16 protein-coding genes are annotated in these 18,469 nt (G+C 74.0%); 8 read left to right on the top strand and 8 right to left on the bottom strand.

Going from position 1 to position 18,469, the window contains the following annotated elements:
- Nucleotides 1–19 precede the first annotated feature (19 nt).
- Nucleotides 20–625: a response regulator transcription factor gene (locus tag Cco03nite_RS00570; RefSeq protein WP_203687886.1), complete on the top strand. Its 606-nt coding sequence runs from the start codon at nucleotides 20–22 to the stop codon at nucleotides 623–625.
- A gap of 149 nt (nucleotides 626–774) precedes the next feature.
- On the opposite strand, the gene Cco03nite_RS00560 is transcribed toward Cco03nite_RS00570, so the two are convergent.
- The 4 genes from Cco03nite_RS00560 to Cco03nite_RS00545 all read right to left on the bottom strand — a co-directional run bounded on the left by Cco03nite_RS00560 (nucleotide 775) and on the right by Cco03nite_RS00545 (nucleotide 4,906).
- Nucleotides 775–2,064, bottom strand: a complete 1,290-nt coding sequence (locus tag Cco03nite_RS00560) for an MFS transporter (RefSeq protein ID WP_203687885.1) — start codon at nucleotides 2,062–2,064, stop codon at nucleotides 775–777.
- 163 nt (nucleotides 2,065–2,227) lie between these two features.
- Nucleotides 2,228–3,235 (bottom strand): ABC transporter ATP-binding protein, encoded by a 1,008-nt coding sequence (locus Cco03nite_RS00555; RefSeq protein WP_373314196.1) that lies wholly within the window; start codon nucleotides 3,233–3,235, stop codon nucleotides 2,228–2,230.
- Nucleotides 3,232–4,050 carry an ABC transporter permease gene (locus Cco03nite_RS00550; protein ID WP_239167009.1) on the bottom strand — a complete coding sequence of 273 codons (819 nt, stop codon included), beginning with the start codon at nucleotides 4,048–4,050 and terminating at the stop codon, nucleotides 3,232–3,234. The genes Cco03nite_RS00555 and Cco03nite_RS00550 overlap by 4 nt, the downstream gene beginning before the upstream one ends.
- Complete coding sequence (locus Cco03nite_RS00545; RefSeq protein ID WP_203687884.1) at nucleotides 4,043–4,906, bottom strand: ABC transporter permease; 864 nt, start codon at nucleotides 4,904–4,906, stop codon at nucleotides 4,043–4,045. Before Cco03nite_RS00545 ends, Cco03nite_RS00550 begins: the two co-directional genes overlap by 8 nt.
- 120 nt (nucleotides 4,907–5,026) lie before the next feature.
- Here Cco03nite_RS00545 and Cco03nite_RS42140 point away from each other — a divergent pair, with 120 nt between their 5' ends.
- Nucleotides 5,027–7,732, top strand: coding sequence for a WG repeat-containing protein (locus tag Cco03nite_RS42140; RefSeq protein WP_239167008.1), 2,706 nt, complete (start codon nucleotides 5,027–5,029; stop codon nucleotides 7,730–7,732).
- Nucleotides 7,733–7,786: 54 nt separating this feature from the next.
- Nucleotides 7,787–8,785 carry an aldo/keto reductase family protein gene (locus Cco03nite_RS00535; RefSeq protein ID WP_203687883.1) on the top strand — a complete coding sequence of 333 codons (999 nt, stop codon included), beginning with the start codon at nucleotides 7,787–7,789 and terminating at the stop codon, nucleotides 8,783–8,785.
- A gap of 49 nt (nucleotides 8,786–8,834) precedes the next feature.
- Here the strand turns inward: Cco03nite_RS00535 and Cco03nite_RS00530 are convergent, their stop codons facing one another.
- Nucleotides 8,835–9,029: a hypothetical protein gene (locus tag Cco03nite_RS00530; RefSeq protein ID WP_120316212.1), complete on the bottom strand. Its 195-nt coding sequence runs from the start codon at nucleotides 9,027–9,029 to the stop codon at nucleotides 8,835–8,837.
- A 90-nt stretch (nucleotides 9,030–9,119) separates the two neighbouring features.
- Here Cco03nite_RS00530 and Cco03nite_RS00525 point away from each other — a divergent pair, with 90 nt between their 5' ends.
- The 3 genes from Cco03nite_RS00525 to Cco03nite_RS00515 are packed head-to-tail and all read left to right on the top strand — an operon-like array spanning nucleotide 9,120 to nucleotide 12,909.
- Complete coding sequence (locus Cco03nite_RS00525; RefSeq protein WP_203687882.1) at nucleotides 9,120–11,039, top strand: bifunctional adenosylcobinamide kinase/adenosylcobinamide-phosphate guanylyltransferase; 1,920 nt, start codon at nucleotides 9,120–9,122, stop codon at nucleotides 11,037–11,039.
- On the top strand, nucleotides 11,017–11,811 hold the full coding sequence (locus Cco03nite_RS00520) for an adenosylcobinamide-GDP ribazoletransferase (RefSeq protein WP_203687881.1): 795 nt from the start codon (nucleotides 11,017–11,019) through the stop codon (nucleotides 11,809–11,811). Before Cco03nite_RS00525 ends, Cco03nite_RS00520 begins: the two co-directional genes overlap by 23 nt.
- 24 nt (nucleotides 11,812–11,835) lie before the next feature.
- On the top strand, nucleotides 11,836–12,909 hold the full coding sequence (locus Cco03nite_RS00515; RefSeq protein ID WP_203687880.1) for a hypothetical protein: 1,074 nt from the start codon (nucleotides 11,836–11,838) through the stop codon (nucleotides 12,907–12,909).
- A 10-nt stretch (nucleotides 12,910–12,919) separates the two neighbouring features.
- Here Cco03nite_RS00515 and Cco03nite_RS00510 read toward each other — a convergent pair whose 3' ends face one another.
- Together Cco03nite_RS00510 and gcvT are read right to left on the bottom strand one after the other, a co-directional pair.
- Complete coding sequence (locus Cco03nite_RS00510; protein WP_203687879.1) at nucleotides 12,920–13,270, bottom strand: MmcQ/YjbR family DNA-binding protein; 351 nt, start codon at nucleotides 13,268–13,270, stop codon at nucleotides 12,920–12,922.
- Nucleotides 13,271–13,563: 293 nt separating this feature from the next.
- Complete coding sequence (gene gcvT / locus Cco03nite_RS00505; RefSeq protein ID WP_203687878.1) at nucleotides 13,564–14,685, bottom strand: glycine cleavage system aminomethyltransferase GcvT; 1,122 nt, start codon at nucleotides 14,683–14,685, stop codon at nucleotides 13,564–13,566.
- Nucleotides 14,686–14,757: 72 nt separating this feature from the next.
- On the opposite strand from gcvT, the gene Cco03nite_RS00500 reads away from it, so the two are divergent.
- Nucleotides 14,758–16,326 carry a leucyl aminopeptidase gene (locus Cco03nite_RS00500; RefSeq protein ID WP_203687877.1) on the top strand — a complete coding sequence of 523 codons (1,569 nt, stop codon included), beginning with the start codon at nucleotides 14,758–14,760 and terminating at the stop codon, nucleotides 16,324–16,326.
- Nucleotides 16,327–16,591: 265 nt separating this feature from the next.
- Here the strand turns inward: Cco03nite_RS00500 and Cco03nite_RS00495 are convergent, their stop codons facing one another.
- Complete coding sequence (locus Cco03nite_RS00495; protein ID WP_203687876.1) at nucleotides 16,592–16,909, bottom strand: hypothetical protein; 318 nt, start codon at nucleotides 16,907–16,909, stop codon at nucleotides 16,592–16,594.
- Between the two features lie 182 nt (nucleotides 16,910–17,091).
- Between Cco03nite_RS00495 and lpdA the strand changes: the two genes are divergently transcribed.
- The gene (gene lpdA / locus Cco03nite_RS00490) at nucleotides 17,092–18,468 is read left to right on the top strand and encodes a dihydrolipoyl dehydrogenase (RefSeq protein ID WP_203687875.1); all 1,377 of its coding nucleotides are present in this window, start codon (nucleotides 17,092–17,094) and stop codon (nucleotides 18,466–18,468) included.
- The last annotated feature ends 1 nt before the right edge of the window (nucleotide 18,469 follow it).

Raw genomic sequence — 18,469 nt, 5'->3', positions numbered from 1 at the left:
CGCACACCGAGGAGCGCGGATGATCCGGGTGCTGCTCGCCGAGGACCAGGGCATGATGCGCGGCGCGCTCGCGCTGCTGCTCGGCCTGGAGCCCGACATCGAGGTGGTGGCCCAGGTCGGCCGGGGCGACGAGGTCGTGGTGGCCGCCGCCGCGGCGACGCCCGACGTGGCGCTGCTCGACATCGAGATGCCCGGCCTGTCCGGCCTGGACGCCGCCGCGCAGCTGCGCACCGCCGCACCCGCGTGCAAGGTGCTCATCCTGACCACCTTCGGCCGGCCGGGTTACCTGCGCCGGGCCATGGACGCCGGGGCGCGCGGCTTCCTGGTGAAGGACGGGCCGGTCGAGGAACTGGCCGAGGCGATCCGGCGGGTGCTCGCCGGGCACACCGTCATCGACCCGGCCCTGGCGGCCGCGGCACTGGCCGCCGGCCCCAACCCGCTCACCGAACGCGAACGCGAGGTGCTGGCCAGCGCCGCCGACGGCGCGACCATCGCCGACCTCGCCACCCGCCTGCACCTGTCCGAGAGCACCGTACGCAACTACCTGTCCGCCGCCATCGGCAAGACCGGCACCCGCAACCGCATGGAGGCCGTCCAAACCGCCCGCGCCCAAGGCTGGCTCTGACCTGCCCGGTCAGGCCAGGTCAGGGCAGGCCGGCGAGCCTGAGCAGGGCCGCGGTCCCGGCGGCCGCCACCACGACCACGACGAACGGAGCCTTGCGCCAGGCCAGGACCGCGCCAACCAGCACGCCGAGCGGGCGGGCGACGCGGGACTCAGGCCGAGGTGAGGGCGGTGGGGCGGGTCGCCGGGTGCGGGGTGGTCGCGGCGTCGGCGCGGTCCGCGGCGTGCACCGCGCGACGCAGGCCCGGCGCGACCAGCGCGGCGAGCGCCAGCCCCAGCACCGCGGCGGCGAGCGGCACGGTGAACGCGCCGCGGTAGCCGTACGCGTCGGCGAGCCGCCCGGCGGCGGCCGCCCCCAGCGATACCCCCGCGACCACGCCACTGGCCAGCAGGGTCATCACCATGCCGGCGCGGCGCGGCGGGCACAGCCGACCGGCCAGGGCGTACCCCGAGATCAGGTACGGCGCGGCGGTGACGCCGAGCACGACGACCGTGCCCAGCGCGCTGAGCGTGGAGTGGGCGAGCAGCAGCGTCGCGCTGCCCCCGACGAGCGCGGCGGCAGACCAGACGTACCGGCTGACCGGGCCGAGCGACTCCGGCAGCCAGGCCACGGCCAGCCCGGCGACGGCACTGCCGACGCCCAGCACGGCGTAGATCAGCCCCGCCGAGCCCGCCGACCCGATCGAGTCGGCGAACGCGGTCACGCCGGTCTGGGTCGCCCCGAACACGATCCCGATCACGGACATGGCCGCGACCAGCACCGCCACCCGCGAGAACGGCATCCGCCCCGCGTCCTCGGCGGCAGCCGGACCGGCCGGCGCGTCGGCGCGGGGTGCCCGCAGCACGGGCGGCACGGTGCGGTGCAGTGCGAACGGCACCGCCGCCAGCACGGTCAGCACGGATCCGACGAGCAGCGGCGCGCCGGCCCAGCCGGACAGCGCGAGGATGCCGACCAGCGCCGGGCCGGCCAGGAAGGAGGCCTCGTCGGCGGCTCCCTCGTACGCCATCGCGGTGGGCAGTCGCCGCTGCTGCCCGCGGTCGCCGAGCAGCACCGCCCAGCGCACCCGGACCAGCGGCCCGACCTGCGGCATGGCGAACCCGGCGAGCGCGGCCAGCGGCAGCACCGCGGCGGACAGGCCGCCGGTGACGGCGAGCACGAGGGCGGCGTACGCGGCGGCGTCGACGATCGCGGTGGCGATGCCGACGGCGCGCTGGCCGAAGCGGTCGGCGAGGGTGCCGGTGACGGGGCCGCCGAGCGCCGCGCCGATGCCGAACGCGGCGGTGGCCAGGCCCGCGGTGCCGTAGCTGCCGGTGGCGGCGACGACGAGGGTGATCACGCCGAGCGGGCCCATGGCGGCGGGCAGCCGGGCGAGGAAGGAGAGGACGAGGAACCAGGGTCCGGTGATGCGGACGAGGTCACGGTAGGAGGCACGGGCGGGCATGTGGGTTGCTCCGGGTACAGCGCGGTTGATGCGCGCCGTCCCACCCAACCAGCGTGCCCCTTGCGGCCCTGTGCGCCGCCGAGTCTACCCGCACAAGATCCGCCCCCGGAACCGGCTGTCACCAGCGGCACAGTCGACCGCGCGTTAATAAGGTGCCCTTCCTCTACGGAAAGCGTGGTGAAGGTGCCCTTCCTTCGGAGCGGTAGAGGCGGGCGATGACTTCTTCGATCTCGGGTTCGGTCACGGAGAGGTCGCGGAGGCTGCCGAGGGTGGTGAGGGTGGAGATGAGGGTGCCGACGGAGGCGGAGTTGTCGAGGGTGAAGGTGAGGCGGGGGCCGGTGGTGGCTTCGAGGTGTACGCCGGGGAGGTCGGGCAGGGCCGCGGGCGCGGTGTCGAAGTCGACGGTGACGCGGCGCTGCGAGCCGTAGCGGGCGTGCAGGGCGTCGATGCCGCCGTCGTGCACCACGCGGCCGTGGTCGATCACCACGATGCGGCGGCACAGCCGTTCGATGTCGGCGAGGTCGTGGGTGGTCAGCACGATCGTGGTGTCGCCGGTCTGGCCGAGTTCGGCGAGGAAGCCGCGGACGGCCTGCTTGCTGACCACGTCCAGGCCGATCGTCGGCTCGTCGAGGAACAGCACCTCGGGGCCGTGCAGCAGGGCGGCGGTCAGCTCGCCACGCATGCGCTGGCCCAGCGAGAGCTGGCGCACCGGGGTGTCCAGGAACGGGTCCAGTTCCAGCAGGTCGCGGCAACGGCGCAGGCGGGCGGCGTGCTCGGCGGCGGGCACCCGGTAGATGTGGCGCAGCAGCTCGTACGAGTCGCGCAGCGGCAGGTCCCACCACAGCTGCGAGCGCTGCCCGAACACCACGCCGATGCGCCGGGCCAGCAGGATGCGCTGCGGCACCGGGGTCAGCCCGCACACCGACACGCGCCCGCCGGAGGGGTGCAGCACACCGGTGAGCATCTTCAGCGTCGTGGACTTGCCCGCGCCGTTCGGGCCGAGGTAGCCGAGCAGCTCGCCACGCTGGACGGCCAGGTCGACGCCGTCGACCGCGGCGACGTCGCGGCGTTCCCGGCGCAGCAGGCCCTTGCGTACCCGTACGGTGAAGTCCTTGCGCAGCCCGTGGGCCTCGATCACGTTCACGCCGCCGTGCCTCCCGTCGGTGTTCATGAGCCGGTGCTGCGGTAGTGGCGCACGCCGGTGCGCCAGATCAGCCCGGCCAGGGTCGCGGCGGCGGCCGCCAGCAGCGGGCCGCACCAGCCCAGCCAGGCCGGCGCGCCCAGCGGGTCGGGGCGGTCCAGCAGGATCAGCGCCGGGTAGTACGCGATGAAGCCGAAGCCCAGCCCGAAGGCGAACAGCCGGCGGAACCAGCCGCCGAAGACCGTCATCGGGTAAGAGGTGAAGTCGCGCCCGCCGTGGGTCAGCGCGGCGCTCAGCTCACCCGAGTCCACCCACCAGAACGCCACGGTGGCGGTGGCCACGAAGACGGCGCCGAAGAAGACCGCCCCGACCACCGGCGTGATCACCAGGAGCAGCAGGTTGGCCGGCGTGACCGCCACCTCCGCGAGGCGCACCGCGATCGCGAGCAGGACCAGCCCGGAGCACACCCGGCCGACCCGCCGCAGGCCCACGTCGAGCACCAGCAGCTGCCACAGCACGCCCAGCGGGCGGATCAGCACCGCGTCGAGCAGCCCGGTGCGCACGTGGCGCTGCATGTGGTCGATGCTGCCGACGATCAGCTCGGCCAGCGAGAAGCCCAGCGACGCCAGCCCGAACACCAGCAGCGTGTCGGCCAGTGAGAACCCGGCCAGCACCGGCACCCGGTGGAACACCACCAGCACCGTGAGCAGGTCGGCGCCGAGGAAGACCACGTTGGAGACCAGGTCGAGGACGAAACTCACCCGGTACGACAGCTGCGAGCGCACCTGCGCGGCGACCAGCCGCCGGTAGATCGCCGCGGTCGACGCGGCCGCGGGCTCAGCCACCCTGCACGACCAGCCGCCGCTCGGCCCGCCGCTGCACGACGACGCAGGCCGTGAACAGCACCCCGGCCCACAGCGCCTGCAGGCCCAGCAGGCCCAGTTGCCCGATCGGCGGATCGCGCTCGACCAGCACGTCCAGCGGAACCTGCAGCAGGGACGGGAACGGGGTGCCCAGGTAGAGGGCCGTCGCCGCCCACTCGGGCAGGAAGCGGATCGGGAAGTACAGGCCGCCGAGCACCCCGGCGCACAGCGCCCAGCCCATCAGCACGCCGCGCGTGTCCAGCAGCCAGTAGCCGGCCGCGTTGGCCAGGAACCGGCCGGCGAAGCAGACCAGCACCGCGAGCAGCACCGACACCGCGAACAGCGGGTAGGTCGCGGGCCGCCGCGGCAGGTACATGTCGAACGCGAGCGCGCCCACCACGATCGGCACGACAAACCTTGTGAGCAGGGCGTACGCCGCTCGGCCGAGGTCCGGCAGCAGGTAGCCGAGCACGGGGTGGACCGGGCGCAGCAGGTCGGTGACCACGTCGCCGGAGCGGATGCGGTCGGCCAGCTCGGTCCAGCCCCACATCCCCACCACGCCGATCAGGCCCTGCCCGACCCAGACGTAGGTGATCAGCTGCGGGGCGTCGTAGCCGGCCGCCTGCCCGCCGAGCGCCGCCGCGGAGCCGGCCACCGCCAGCATGACGTAGGTGCGCAGGAAGCCGAACACGGTGTTGGTGGCGGTGGCCGCTGCGGTCGCCTGGCGGTATGTGGAGAATCGCCGGAAGCCGGATGCACCTAATGTCCGGAAGAGCCCTGCCGTCTCGGTGAAGTTTCGGATTGTGAGCCGATCCGCAGTGGCGGTGACGAAGCCCACCCCGTACCCTCCACTCGCAACCGCATTCTTTTTTCGGACCGGGCGCGACCATACCTTCGTGGCGAACCGGTTCGCGATGCATTTGTGCCATAAGCGACTCAGAACCAGGCGAGGTGGGGCGTGACCGACGAGCGCACCGACGAACGGCACCGCGGCACGCCGGCCTGGGCCGGCACGCCAACGTCGCCGTGGTCGCGCGTGCCCGGACAGCGCCCGCCCGCGGACTCCCCCGACCCCGCCGCGCAGCAGCCCGCCGGCGCGCAGGCGCCGCAGCAGGGCGGCCCGCAGCAGCCCGGCCAGTACGGCCCCGGCCAGCCGCACCCCAACGGCCCCCAGCAGTACGGCCAGCCCCAGGCCGGCCAGGGCCCGCCGCCCGGACCGTTCCCACCCGCCAACGGCCAGCGCCCGCCGCAGCAGGGCCAGGGCAACTGGGACCCGAACGCGCAGCGTGGCGGGCGTCCCGGCCCGATGCCGCCGCAGCCCGGCCCGCAGTATCGCCCGAACGGCCCCCAGGGCCAGGTCTACGGCGGCCCTCCGCAGCAGCAGGGCCCCGGCCCGCAGGGCCAGTACGGTCCGCCCCAGCAGGGCCGCCACCCGCAGCAGGGCCCCGGCCCGCAGGGTCCGCGCCCGCCGCAGCAGGGGCAGGTCTACGGCGGCCCCAACCAGCACCCGAACGGCCCCCAGCAGTACGGCCAGCCGCACCCCGGCCACGGCCAGCAGCAGGGCCAGCCCTACGGGCACCCGCAGGGCCAGCCGCCGTACGGCCCCCCGCAGGGCCGTCCCGGCCAGCCGCCGCAGGGCCAGGTCTACGGCCAGCCCGGCATGCCGCCGCAGGGCCACCCCGGCGCGCCCGGCCAGGGCCAGCAGGCTCCCGGCCAGCAGGGCTATGCCCCCGCGCCGGGCCAGCAGGCTCCCGGCCAGCAGGCCCCGGGCCAGCCCGTGGCGCAGCAGGTCGCGCAGGCCGCGGCAGCCGCGCCGCCCGCGGCCCCGCCCGCGCAGCAGGCCGCCCCGACGTCCCCCGCCCAGCCCACCCCGGCTGCGCAGGCCGCCACGCCCGCCGCCCCGGCGGCGACCGAGCAGGCGCAGGCCGCACCGGGTCGCCGTGGTCGCCACGCCACCTCGGACACCGGCATGATTCCCGCCGTCAAGGACGACACCCCGGCTCCGGCCGAGTCGGCCGCCCCCGCGGCCGCGCCGGTCTCCGGCGAGCCCGCGGCCGCTGCCGCGCCGGTCTCCCCCGCTCCCGTGTCGGCCGCGCCGGTCTCGGCGAACCCGGTCTCGCCGGCCGCGCCGACCACCCCGGTCGTGGCCACCCCGGACACGGTGCTGCCCGTCGCCGCGAGCGCGGCCGGCGCGGCCACCGCGCTGTCCGCCCCGACGATGCTGCACCCGCTGGTCCGCCCGGGCGCCGCGCCCACGCCCGCGGCCGAGCCCGCGGCGACGACGGCCACCGTCACCGGTGACGCGGCGGCAGCCGCCGCGGCCGCCGAGCCGGAGCCGGAGGCCACCCCCGAGTCGGGTCCCGACCCGGAGCAGGTGCTGGCGGCGTACGAGTGGCGCTTCCACCACGAGACCCTGCGCGAGCTGGTCGACAACCCGGACGAGCTGCGGGAGATCCGTGACCGGCTCACCGAGAAGCTCACCCCGGCCACCGACAACCCGACCCGGGCCCGGCTGCTCAGCCTGCGGGCCGTGGTCTCGCGCATCCTCGGCGACCTGACCAAGGCGCTGTCGGACGGCAAGATGGCCCTCGTGCACGCCGAGGCGACCGGCGAGCTGCGCCGTATCGCGCTGGCCAAGGCCCGGCTGGCGCACGTGCTGCAGTGGCGCGGCGACTTCACCGAGGCCGACAAGCTGTTCGCCGAGGCCAACTCCACCGAGCTGCCCGACCGGCTGCGCGCCACCATGCACGAGCACGCCGGGCGTTCCTGCCTGGACCAGGGCCGTTACATGGAGGCGTTCAACCACTTCGAGAAGGCCCTCGAACTGCGCAAGGTCGAGGACCCGGAGCTGATCACGCGCACCGAGATGGCGCTCGACGCCGTCTCGATGAAGATCGCCGAGAACGGCATGGGCCCGTACCCGCGCAGCATGGACGAGATCCTGCAGGTCAGCAAGCCGCCGGTGCCGCGCTTCGACGAGCGCGTGCAGTGCTGGGGCTTCGCCGGGGCCGACGGCCGCACGGTGATCTCCCCCGCGTTCGCCGACGTGCAGCCGTTCCGCGACGGCGCGGCGTGGGTACGCCGCCCGGAGATGGAGACCTGGGAGCTGATCGACGAGGCGGGCGCCCGACTCATCGACGGCCGGGCCGGCTGGCTCGGCGTGGGCTCGTTCTCCGACGGGCTGGCCTGGGTGTCGCGCGACGGCGCGGGCAACTGGGTCGCCATCGACAAGCAGGGCCGGGTCATCATCTCGACCGGCTTCGAGGACGTGCGCCCGTTCCGCCGCGGCCTGGCCGCGGTGCGCCGGGGCGGCTGGGGCGCGGTCGACAAGCAGGGCCGGGCCGTGGTGCCGTTCCAGTTCACCGGTTTCGCGACCGCGCTGACCGACGGCCGCTACGTCGACGGCTTCTCCGACGAGGGCCTGGCCATCGTGGACGCGGGCGGCCGCAAGGGCGTGGTGGACCGCACCGGTGCCGTGGTGGTGCCGCCGGTGCACCCCGCCCTGGTCATCCACCCGGTCGCGTTCCTGATCGCCGGGCCGTCCGGCCGGTGGGGCGCGCTCGACCGCAAGGGCCGCCCGTTCATCGACCCGGAGCTGCCCAGCCGCCAGGTCGTCATGGAGGAGCTGGACCGCCTGCTGGCCGACACGAAACCGGTTTTGTAGAAGGTTCACCAACCCTCTGCCGCCGGCGGGAGCCTGGCGGCATAGGGTCTGCGTATGGAGTTTCGGCATTTGGGCCGTTCCGGGATGCTCGTCAGCGAGATCTCGTACGGAAACTGGATCACCCACGGCTCGCAGGTCGAGGAGGACGCCGCCGACGCGTGCGTGCGCGCGGCCCTCGACAGCGGGATCACCACCTTCGACACCGCCGACGTGTACGCCGGCACCCGCGCGGAGTCCGTCCTCGGCCGCGCGCTGAAGGGCGAGCGCCGCGAGGGCCTGGAGATCTTCACCAAGGTCTTCTGGCCGACCGGTGCGGGGCGCAACGACCGGGGCCTGTCCCGCAAGCACATCATGGAGTCGATCAACGGCTCGCTGACCCGCCTGCAGACCGACTACGTCGACCTCTACCAGGCGCACCGCTACGACTACGCGACCCCGCTCGAGGAGACGATGACGGCGTTCGCCGACATCGTGCACTCGGGCAAGGCGCACTACATCGGCGTCTCGGAGTGGAAGGCGTCGGAGATCCGCGCCGCCCACGCGTTGGCGACCGAGCTGAAGATCTCGCTGGTGTCGAGCCAGCCGCAGTACTCGATGCTGTGGCGGGTCATCGAGGCCGAGGTCGTGCCGACCTGTGAGGAGCTGGGCCTGGGCCAGATCGTCTGGTCGCCGATGGCCCAGGGTGTGCTGAGCGGCAAGTACCTGCCGGGCCAGCCGCCGCCGGCCGGTTCGCGGGCCACCGACGAGAAGTCGGGCGCCGGTTTCATCGCGCGCTGGCTCGACGAGGACGTGTTGACCCGGGTGCAGCTGCTCAGGCCGCTGGCCGAGCAGGCGGGCCTGACCATGGCGCAGCTCGCCATCGCGTGGGTGCTGCAGAACCCGAACGTCTCGTCGGCGATCGTCGGCGCGACCCGCCCGGAGCAGGTGTACGACAACGTCAAGGCCTCGGGCGTCAAGCTCGACGCCGACCTGATGAAGGCGATCGACGAGATCGTCGAGCCGATCACGGAGCGGGACCCGGCCAAGACCGTGTCCCCCGCCGAGCGGCCGTAGCGGTGACGTCAGGGGCCGCCCGCGCGGGCGGCCCCTGACGGTCCAGGGCTCAGGCCCCCTGCAGGCTCATCCGGTACTCGTCGCGGTCGCCCTCGACGAGGATCACCTCCACCGCACCGGCGGCGACCAGGTCACGCCAGGTCTGGCCGAGCCACGACTCGGCATCGGCCTGGTTGCTGAACGTCTCGTTCGGGCCTTCGACCGGCTTGCCCGCCGCGTCCTCGTACCGCCAGCTCCACGTCATGACGATCAGCTTATCCGCCGCCCGTCGTCCGGCCGCGCAGGCGGCGCATCCGCTGACCCGCTCCGCCGCCGAAGGTCATAAGGTACGGGCATGTCGCATGACGGTTGGCCCCCACACTTCGGGGCACGGGTGCTGGTGCTCGGAGGCATTCGTTCAGGCAAGAGCGAGTACGCCGAATCGCTGCTGTCGGGCGCGCGCTCGGTGCGCTACCTGGCCACCGCCCTGGCGGACGGCGGTGACCCGGCGTTCGCCGACCGGGTGGCCGCGCACCGCGCGCGCAGGCCGCACTCCTGGATCACCGTCGAGACGTACGGCGACCCGGCCGCCCTGGTCGACGCGCTCGGCCAGGCCGCCGCCGAGGACACGCTGATCGTCGACGACCTCGGCGGCTGGGTGGTGAACCTGCTGGACCGCGACGACGCGAGCGTGCACGTCAGCCGGCTGGCCGCCGCCGTCGCCGGCTGTGCGGCACGGGTGGTGCTGGTCAGCCCCGAGGTCGGGCTGTCCGTCGTGCCGCCGTCCGAGGCGGGTGTGCGCTTCGCCGACCTGATGGGACTGGTCAACCAGGCCGTCGCCGCGGCCTGCGACGCGGTGGCCCTCGTCGTCGCGGGACAGCCCTTCTGGTTGCGCGGCGGGGACGCCGCAGCCACGGGCCAGGCCGGGGCGGGCGCACCGGTCACCACCGCGCAACCGGCCGGTGCGACGTCGGACGCGGCTGTCACGGGCGCAGGTGCCGCTGCGGCGGTCGCCGCCACGGGCACCGGTGCCACCGGCTCGGCCGCGGCCGGTTCGCCGACGACCGTGACGATCCCGTCTGTTCCCGTGATCCCCAGCCCCGAGGTGCTCACCCCGGCCGCCGCCGCGCCGAAGCCGTCGGCCGCGCTGACCGAGAGCACCCAGGCCCTGCCGCTCGTGGCCACGGGCGTCGTCATCGGGCCGAACATGGACCTGCCCATCCCGGACGGCGACGCCCGCGAGGCCGCCCGCGACCACCTGCACCTGCTCGACATCCCCGGCGCGGGCCTGGGCCGGCTGGCCGAGATCGTGCTGTTCGCCGCGGGGGCGCAGGGCCGTACCGTGCCGCTGCCCTGGCAGCAGCCCCGGATGCTGCTGCTGCACGGCAACCACGAGGGCGACGCCGCCGCCGGGCAGACCCCGCACGGGGCGGCGCTGCTCGCGGCGCAGGCCCGGCGCGGCGAGGGCCCGATCGGGCTGCTTGCCGCCGAGCACGGGGTCAGCCTGCAGATCGTCGACACGGCCACGGCCGAGGCCATCGAGCACAGCCCGGCGACCGAGCCGGACACCGTCGAGGGGCTGCTGCGCTACGGCTGGCAGCTCGCCGACGAGGCCGTCGACAGCGGGGTCGACCTGCTGGTGCTGGGCTCGTGCGGGGCCGGTGCCGAGGCGGCAGCCGCCGCGGTGGTGTCCGCGGTGACCGGCGCGGAGGTGCCCGGCCTGCTGGCCCGGGTGGTCAGCGCCGACGGCACGGTCGACGACGCCGCGTGGATGCGGCGCTGCGCCGCGGTGCGTGACGCGCTGCACCGGGTCCGCGGGCGGGTGCTGCCGGCCAAGGAGCTGCTCACCGAGCTGGGCGGGCCGGATCTGGCGGTCGCGGCCGGCGTCATCCTGGGCGCGACCGCGCGGCGCACGCCGGTGCTGCTGGACGGGCCGGTCGGCGTCGCCGCCGGGCTGGTCGCCCGGGACCTGGGCAGCCAGTCGCGGCTGTGGTGCGCGCTGGCCGACACCGGGCGGCACCCGACCACGGTGCTGGCCGCCGACGTGCTCGGCCTGACCCCGCTGACCGACCTGAACACCGGTCTCGGCGAGGGCGCGGGCGCGCTGCTGGCGCTGCCGCTGCTGCGTTCGGCGCTGACCCTGGCCGCGTCGCTGCCCGCGCTGCCGCCGCTGCTCGACGAGCCGCCCGCGCACCTGCAGGAACCCGAGGACGAGCCGGACGAAGCCACCGACCCGGCCGTGGCCCGTGCCGATGACGCCTCCATCGTGGACTGACGGTCCGGGCGGGTCGTGGCTCGACGGCCTGCGGCTGGCGCTGACCACGTACACGGTCGCGCCGGTCGCCGGGCCGGGCACGCTTGACCGGGTCGTCGCCGGGCGGGCCATGACCCTCGGCCCGGCCGTCGGCGCGCTGCTGGGTGCGCTGCTCGGCGGCCTGCTGGCGGTGTTCGCGGCGGGACTGCCCGCGCTGGTGGCCGCGACGCTGACGGTGGGCCTGGCCGCGCTGCTGAGCCGCGGGCTGCACCTGGACGGGCTCGCGGACACGGTGGACGCGCTGGGCTCGTACCGTTCGCGTGAGCGCGCCCTGGAGATCATGAAGTCGCCGGAGGTCGGCCCGTTCGGCGTGGTCGCCCTGATCCTGGTGCTGCTGCTGCAGGTCGGGGCGCTGGCACAGCTGTCGGCGCGGCCGCTGCCCGCGCTGGTGGCGGCGGTGGCCGCCGCCGTCGCGGGTGGACGGCTGGCGATCACCGAGGCCTGCCGACGGGGCGTGCCCGCGGCACGGCCCGGCGGGATGGGCGCCCTGGTCGCGGGCACGGTGCACCCGGCCGCGCTCGCCCTGGCCGCCCTGCTCGTCGCGGCCCTGGCGGTGCCGGCCGTGCCGGGCCGGCCCTGGCAGGGCCCGGCCGCCGTGCTCGCCTCGCTGCTCGTCGTGGCCGGCCTGCGTGTCCATCTGGTACGCCGGTTCGGCGGCGTCACCGGCGACGTGCTCGGTTTCCTGTCCGAAACGGCGACCACGGTGATCGCCATCGGACTGATTCTCTTCTGACCCGCGGCCCGCTAGCATTCGCGAATGATCTTCGAATCCGCCACCCCGCTCGCCCGCGCCTGCGACGCGCTGGTGCGCGCCCGCCGCGAGCGCGACATCGAGGCCTTCGAGTCGGCCACCGCGCAGCTGTGGGAGGCCGCGCAGACGGCCCCGGCGGACGAGCTCACCACCGCCCTGACCGCCTGCGCGGAGCTGCTCGGCGAGTTGGGACCCGGCTTCGGCGGCGAGTTCGCGGTGCTCTGCGGGGCGCTGATCGAGCTCGGCGCGGCCCCGGACCCGCTGGTCCCGGTGCTGCGTGAGCGGCTCACCGAGGTGGCGGGCCTGGCGGCGGAGTTCGCCGAGGTGTGGGCACGCGAGTTCCCCGGCGAGGGCACCCCCGAGCCCGACCCCGCGGAGTTCGAGACCACGCTGGAGCGCCTCGACGCGGCCATCCCGCCGGACCAGGCGGTGCGGCTCGCCGAGAGCTGGTTCGGGTTGCAGTCCTGGATGCGCTGCGCCACCACGCTGCTGCAGAAGTCGGCCGCGGCGCGCCGGGCCTGCCAGGCCGAACCGGCGCTGCGGGCGGCGGTGGCCGCGCTGGAACCCGAGCGCGAGGACATGGGCTGGCTGGCCATGCTGCTGGCGGTGCTCGACGGGGAGCGGCTGCTGGTGCTGCACCGGGCCACCGGGCGCGGCTGGCGGGTGACCGTCGGCGGGATCGGCGACAACTTCCAGCTGCACACGCTGCTGGCCGCGACCCTGTCCGGCCCGGCCGCCGACGGCCTGCTGGAGGGCCTGGCCGTCGACCCGGCCTGGACCGCGGTGGCGCTGGACGCGCCCGCCACGTCGTTCGGCGGGCAGGTGACCGGCTCGTTCAACCTGGTCGACGCGTACGGCGCGTGGATCTGGAACGAGGGTGTGCCCGCCGACATCCCGGCGCTGGACGGGCAGCGGGTGGTCGTGCTGGACCCGCCGCCCTACGCCCGGGGCTGGGACAACGTCCGCCGCTACCCGATGATGACGGCCTCGATCACGCTCGACGAGGTGCTGCCCGCCGCCGAGGCGGCCTCGTGGCTGGGCCGGGTGGCCGAGGCGAAGGGCTTCGACGGTCCGGCCTGACCCACCGCGGTCAGACCTGCGCGTCGTACTGCTTGACCAGCTTCTTCGGCGCGGTTCGCCGCCACGCCTCGACGACCAGCTCCCGCAGCTCGGCCGCGTCCACCCGGGACAGCTCGACCCGCACCCACCCGAACCGCCCGACGTACGCCGCCGCCGAGTACACCTCCGGCGCGGCGGCGAGCAGCGCCGCCTGCTCCTCCTTCGAGGCCTTCACCGACATGGTGTCGCTGCCCGGCATGCCGGAGGCGAACATTTTGTCCCCCACCCGCAGGGTCGGGTGCCCCCACTCCTCGACCATCACCTCGGCGCACCCGGGCAGCGCCAGCACCCAGTCCCTCACCTGCTCGTACGCGACCGCCATGGCGCCCACCCTAGGCCATCGGCGAACCTGCGACACCGCCTCGATGCCGTTGCGGGGGCTTCGGCACGACAGTCTTCGCCGAGCGGCTACATCTTTTTTGATGTGCCCACATCAAAAAAGATGTAGCCGCTCACGCGTATGGCCGCGCCGTTCGCGTCACGGTCCGTGTCCGGCGCATGCGGTGCTGCGCCGACAGCGCACGCCGCGCGGTGGCCTCTGGCGGCGTCACCGCGACGGGCTCATCTCACGGACAGCCGCACCAGCGGCGGCCGGTGCCTGTCGCCGTGTCGCGGTCACTTGACGGACGGCTGCACGAACGGCGGCTTGGTGACCGTCATGGAGCTTCGGCGGCCACGCACGTCGACCTCGACGGTGTCGCCCTCGGTCAGGCCGGCGGCGGTGTCGAGCAGGGCGAGCGCGATACCGATCTTGCGGGTGGGCGAGAAGGTGCCGCTGGTGATCTCGCCGACGGTCCGGTCACCGGAGAGCACGCTCATGTGGGCGCGCGGGATGCCGCGGTCGGTGGCGACCAGGCCCCACAGGGTGCGGCGCGGGCCGGCGGCCTTCTCGGCGGTCAGCACGTCGCGGCCCCAGAAGGCGGGCTTGTTCCAGCCGACGGCCCAGCCGGCGCGGGCCTGCACCGGGGTGATGTCGAGGGACAGGTCCTGGCCGTGCAGGGGGTAGCCCATCTCGGTGCGCAGGGTGTCGCGGGAGGCCAGGCCGCAGGCGCGGGCGGGCACGGACGCGCCGAACAGGGCATCCCAGACCCGGGTCGCGTCGGCCGACGGGACGACCAGCTCGTAGCCGTGCTCGCCGGTGTAGCCGGTGCGGCACACGGTCAGGGTGACCCCGTCGAGCTCGGCTGTGGCGAAGCTCATGTACTCGTGGTCGGTGGGCAGGCCCAGCTCGGCCAGCAGCTCCGCCGAGCGCGGACCCTGCACCGCCAGCACCGCGAAGTCCGCGTGCTCGTTGGTGACGGTCAGCTCGGCGGGCGCGGCGGCGGTCAGCCGGCGGACGACCTCGGTGGTGTTGGCCGCATTCGGGATCAGAAAGACGTGGTCGTCGCCGTACAGGTAGGCGATGATGTCGTCGACCACGCCGCCGGTCGCATCGTCGCAGCACAGCGTGTACTGCGCTTTACCAGGCTTGATGCGGCCCAGGTCGTTGGTCAGGCAGGCGTTGACGAAGTCCGCCGCGCCCGGCCCCGTGATCCGCGCCTTGCCCAGGTGGCTGACGTCGAACACGCCCACGCCCTCGCGGACCGCGGCGTGCTCCTTGAGCACCCCGCCCCCGGCGTACTCCAGCGGCATGTCCCAGCCGCCGAAAGCGGCGAACTTCGCTCCCAGCGCCGTGTGACGATCGTGCAGAGGCGATGTGAGCAGGTCGGCTGAGTCTTTTGAACCCATGTCGGTCATGAGCGCAACTTACCCTGGCGTTTGGGGTTCGTTAGCATCGGCGCAGCAACCCACGTCCACCAGGAGTACTTTGTGACCACGCCCACCACGGCTCTGCCCACGCTGAGCCTCGCCGACACCGACCCCGCCGACCTCACCGTGGACGCCGTCGTCATCGGCGTACACAGTCAGGAAGGCGCCGAGGGCGCGGTCGGCGAGCTGCTGCTGGCGTCCGGGGCCGAGAGCATCGCCGCCGCGTTCGACGGCAAGCTGACCGCCACCCTGGCGCTGCTGGGGGCGACCGGCGGCGCGGGCGAGGTCACCAAGCTCGCCACGCTCGGCACCATCACCGCGCCCGTCCTGGTCGCCGTCGGCCTGGGCGGCGAGCCCACCGGCCCGGCGCCCGCCCCCGACACCCTGCGGCGCGCCACCGCCGCCGCGGTCCGCGCCCTGGCCGGCGCGAAGAAGGTCGTGCTGGCGCTGCCCCTGTCCGACGACGCCGACGACAGCGGCGCGCTGACCCTGCGCGCGGTCGCGGAGGGCGCGGCGCTGGGGGCGTACCGGTTCACCGGTTACAAGGGCAAGCCGGCCGCCGGCCGCAAGGACCCGGTCACCGCGGTGTCGGTGCTGGTGCCCGACGCCAAGGAGGCCGCCGCCAACGCCGAGCTCAAGCGCGCCGGCGTGGTGACCGCCGCGGTAGCCCGCACCCGCGACTGGGTGAACGCCCCCGCCAACCTGCTGCGCCCGCCGAACTTCGCCGACGAGATCGCCGCGCTGGCCGGCAAGGCCGGGCTGGACGTCGAGGTGCTCGACGAGAAGGCGCTCATCGAGGGCGGCTTCGGCGGCATCCTCGCCGTCGGCATGGGCTCGGCCGCCAAGCCGCGCCTGGTGAAGATCACGTACACGCCGGCCGAGTCGACCACCAAGGTGGCGCTGATCGGCAAGGGCATCACGTTCGACACCGGCGGCGTGTCGATCAAGCCGGCGCAGGGCATGTGGGAGATGAAGTCCGACATGGCCGGCGCGGCCGCCGTGGCCAGCACCATGGCCGCGATCGCCGAGCTGAGGCCCGCCGTGGCGGTGACCGCGTACATCCCGATCGCGGAGAACATGCTCTCCGGTGAGGCGTACCGGCCCGGCGACGTGATCACCATGCGCAGCGGCAAGAAGGTCGAGGTGCTCAACACCGACGCCGAGGGCCGCATGATCCTCGCCGACGCCATCGCGCTGGCCTGCGAGGCCCAGCCCGACTACCTCATCGAGACCTCGACGCTGACCGGCGGCCAGGTCATCGCGCTCGGCAAGAAGATCGCCGGCGTGATGGGCTCGGAGAAGCTGGCCCAGCGCACCAAGGCCGCCGGCGACCTGGTCGGCGAGCCGACCTGGCCGATGCCGCTGCCGGACGAGATCCGCAAGTCGATGGAGTCCGATGTCGCCGACATCCTGCAGGTCAGCGCGGGCATGGAGCGCGCCGGCCACATGCTGCAGGGCGGCGTCTTCCTGCGCGAGTTCGTGACCGAGGGCGTCGAGTGGGCCCACATCGACATCGCCGGCCCGTCCTTCCACTCCGGCGAGGCCACCGGCCACTGGAGCAAGGGCGGCACGGGCGTCCCGGTCCGCACCCTCCTCGCCCTGGTCGACGACATCGCGGCGAACGGCTGAGAAGCGCAGCGGATCGGCCGCCGAGCCGCCGGTCAGGCACTGTGGCGAACGGCTGAGAAGCGCAGCGGATCGGCCGCCGAGCCGCCGATCAGTCACTGCGCCGAACGGCTGAGAAGCGCAGCGGATCGGCCGCCGAGCCGCCGGTCAGGCACTGCGCCGAACGGCTGACCCACCCACCCGAAGCGCCGATCTTGCGCGAATGGCCCCTCCGCTGCCCGTTTCGGGCGTGTCGTGGGGGTCATTCGCGCAAGATCGGCGCTTTTGGCTATTCCGCGGGGCGGAGTTTCTGGCGGGCGTTGAAGTCGCGCATGCGCTGGGGGTAGCCGACGAGCTGGACGTCGTAGACGGGCATGGAGAGGCGCTGGGCGAACTGGCGCACGGCCGTGGGGCTGGGCATGCGGCGGCGGGTCCACTCGCCGTCGTGGGCGATGAGGATGACCGTGGTGCCGGTCACCGTCGTACGGGGCTCGATGAACGCCTCGACGCCGCGGCGGGACTGCGCGAACTGCTCCAGATGGGTGACGTCGGCCGGGTTGGCCGGGCGATCAGCCGGGGACCCGCCCCGGCGGCGGAACCAACCCACACCTGCTCCTCTCCGACGGTGCCTCTGCGGTGCGCATGGTACCGGGCAAGAGTAGCCAGACGTGTCCTTGAGCACCTCGGTGCGCGGGAGCACTCCCGCAGTGACAAGATGGCCGAGTGTGGGCTGAGCACACGCCGGCTCACAGTGACGCGAAGTGGCAATGACGCGACCTTGGAGCGATCGTGAGCGAGACCTTTGACGTAGTCATCCTCGGCGGCGGCAGCGGTGGTTACGCCACCGCGCTGCGTGCGGCGCAGCTGGGTCTGTCCGTCGCGCTGATCGAGAAGGACAAGCTGGGCGGCACCTGCCTGCACCGGGGCTGCATCCCGACCAAGGCGCTGCTGCACGCCGGCGAGGTCGCCGACCAGACCCGCGACGCGGCGCACATCGGCATCAAGGCCGAGCTGATCCAGATCGACATGGCGGGCGTGAACTCGTACAAGGACGGCGTGGTCGCCGGCCTGTACAAGGGCCTGCAGGGTCTGATCAAGTCCGCCAAGGTCACCTACATCGAGGGCAAGGGCACCCTGGTCGCCCCGAACGCCGTCGAGGTGAACGGGCAGCGGGTCACCGGCCGCAACATCGTGCTGGCCACCGGGTCGTACTCGAAGAGCCTGCCCGGCCTGGAGCTGGACGGCGAGAGGGTCATCGCCAGCGAGCACGCGCTGACCCTGGACCGGGTCCCCACGTCCGCGATCGTGCTGGGCGGTGGCGTGATCGGCGTCGAGTTCGCCAGCGCGTGGAAGTCGCTGGGCGCCGACGTGACCATCGTCGAGGCGCTGCCCCGCCTGGTCGCGGCCGAGGACCCGGACATCTCGAAGCAGCTGGAGCGCACCTTCCGCAAGCGCGGCATCGGCTTCAAGGTCGGCAAGCCGTTCGAGAAGGTCGAGAAGACCGACTCCGGCGTGAAGGTCACCATCGCCGGCGGCGAGACCCTGGAGGCCGAGCTGCTGCTGGTCGCCGTGGGCCGCGGCCCGGCCACCGCCGACTGCGGCTTCGAGGCCCAGGGCGTGACCATGGAGCGCGGCTTCGTGATCACCGATGAGCGCCTGCGCACCAACCTGCCCAACGTGTACGCCGTCGGCGACATCGTGCCCGGCCTGCAGCTGGCGCACCGCGGCTTCGCGCAGGGCATCTTCGTCGCGGAGACCATCGCCGGGCAGAACCCGGCCCCGATCGTCGAGTCGGGCATCCCGCGCGTCACCTACACCGACCCCGAGATCGCGTCGGTCGGCATCACCGAGGCCCAGGCCAAGGAGAAGTTCGGCGCGGACGCCATCGAGACGTACAACTACAACCTGGGCGGCAACGGCAAGAGCAAGATCCTGGGCACCCAGGGCTTCGTGAAGCTGGTCCGCCAGAAGGACGGCCCGGTCGTGGGCATCCACATGATCGGCGCCCGGATCGGCGAGCAGGTCGGCGAGGCTTCGCTGATCGTCAACTGGGAGGCGTTCCCGGCCGAGGTCGCGGCGCTCATCCACGCCCACCCGACGCAGAACGAGGCGCTCGGCGAGGCGCACCTGGCGCTGGCGGGCAAGCCGCTGCACGCGCACAACTGAG

It is taken from the genome of Catellatospora coxensis, assembly GCF_016862635.1.
GTDB lineage: Bacteria > Actinomycetota > Actinomycetes > Mycobacteriales > Micromonosporaceae > Catellatospora > Catellatospora coxensis.
The sequence above is the reverse complement of the archived record's forward strand: the minus strand, read 5'-3'. Positions and strand labels throughout refer to the sequence as shown.

What these genes read in the sequence shown, in the direction of transcription:
- Cco03nite_RS00520 (WP_203687881.1), top strand. Translation starts at nt 11,017, where the DNA reads ATGACGCCTCCATCGTGGACTGACGGTCCGGGCGGGTCGTGGCTCGAC.
- Cco03nite_RS00525 (WP_203687882.1), top strand. Translation starts at nt 9,120, where the DNA reads ATGTCGCATGACGGTTGGCCCCCACACTTCGGGGCACGGGTGCTGGTG.
- Cco03nite_RS00535 (WP_203687883.1), top strand. Translation starts at nt 7,787, where the DNA reads ATGGAGTTTCGGCATTTGGGCCGTTCCGGGATGCTCGTCAGCGAGATC.
- Cco03nite_RS00510 (WP_203687879.1), bottom strand. Translation starts at nt 13,270, where the DNA reads ATGGCGGTCGCGTACGAGCAGGTGAGGGACTGGGTGCTGGCGCTGCCC.
- Cco03nite_RS00570 (WP_203687886.1), top strand. Translation starts at nt 20, where the DNA reads ATGATCCGGGTGCTGCTCGCCGAGGACCAGGGCATGATGCGCGGCGCG.
- Cco03nite_RS00515 (WP_203687880.1), top strand. Translation starts at nt 11,836, where the DNA reads ATGATCTTCGAATCCGCCACCCCGCTCGCCCGCGCCTGCGACGCGCTG.
- Cco03nite_RS00560 (WP_203687885.1), bottom strand. Translation starts at nt 2,064, where the DNA reads ATGCCCGCCCGTGCCTCCTACCGTGACCTCGTCCGCATCACCGGACCC.
- gcvT (WP_203687878.1), bottom strand. Translation starts at nt 14,685, where the DNA reads ATGACCGACATGGGTTCAAAAGACTCAGCCGACCTGCTCACATCGCCT.
- Cco03nite_RS00555 (WP_373314196.1), bottom strand. Translation starts at nt 3,235, where the DNA reads ATGAACACCGACGGGAGGCACGGCGGCGTGAACGTGATCGAGGCCCAC.
- Cco03nite_RS00530 (WP_120316212.1), bottom strand. Translation starts at nt 9,029, where the DNA reads ATGACGTGGAGCTGGCGGTACGAGGACGCGGCGGGCAAGCCGGTCGAA.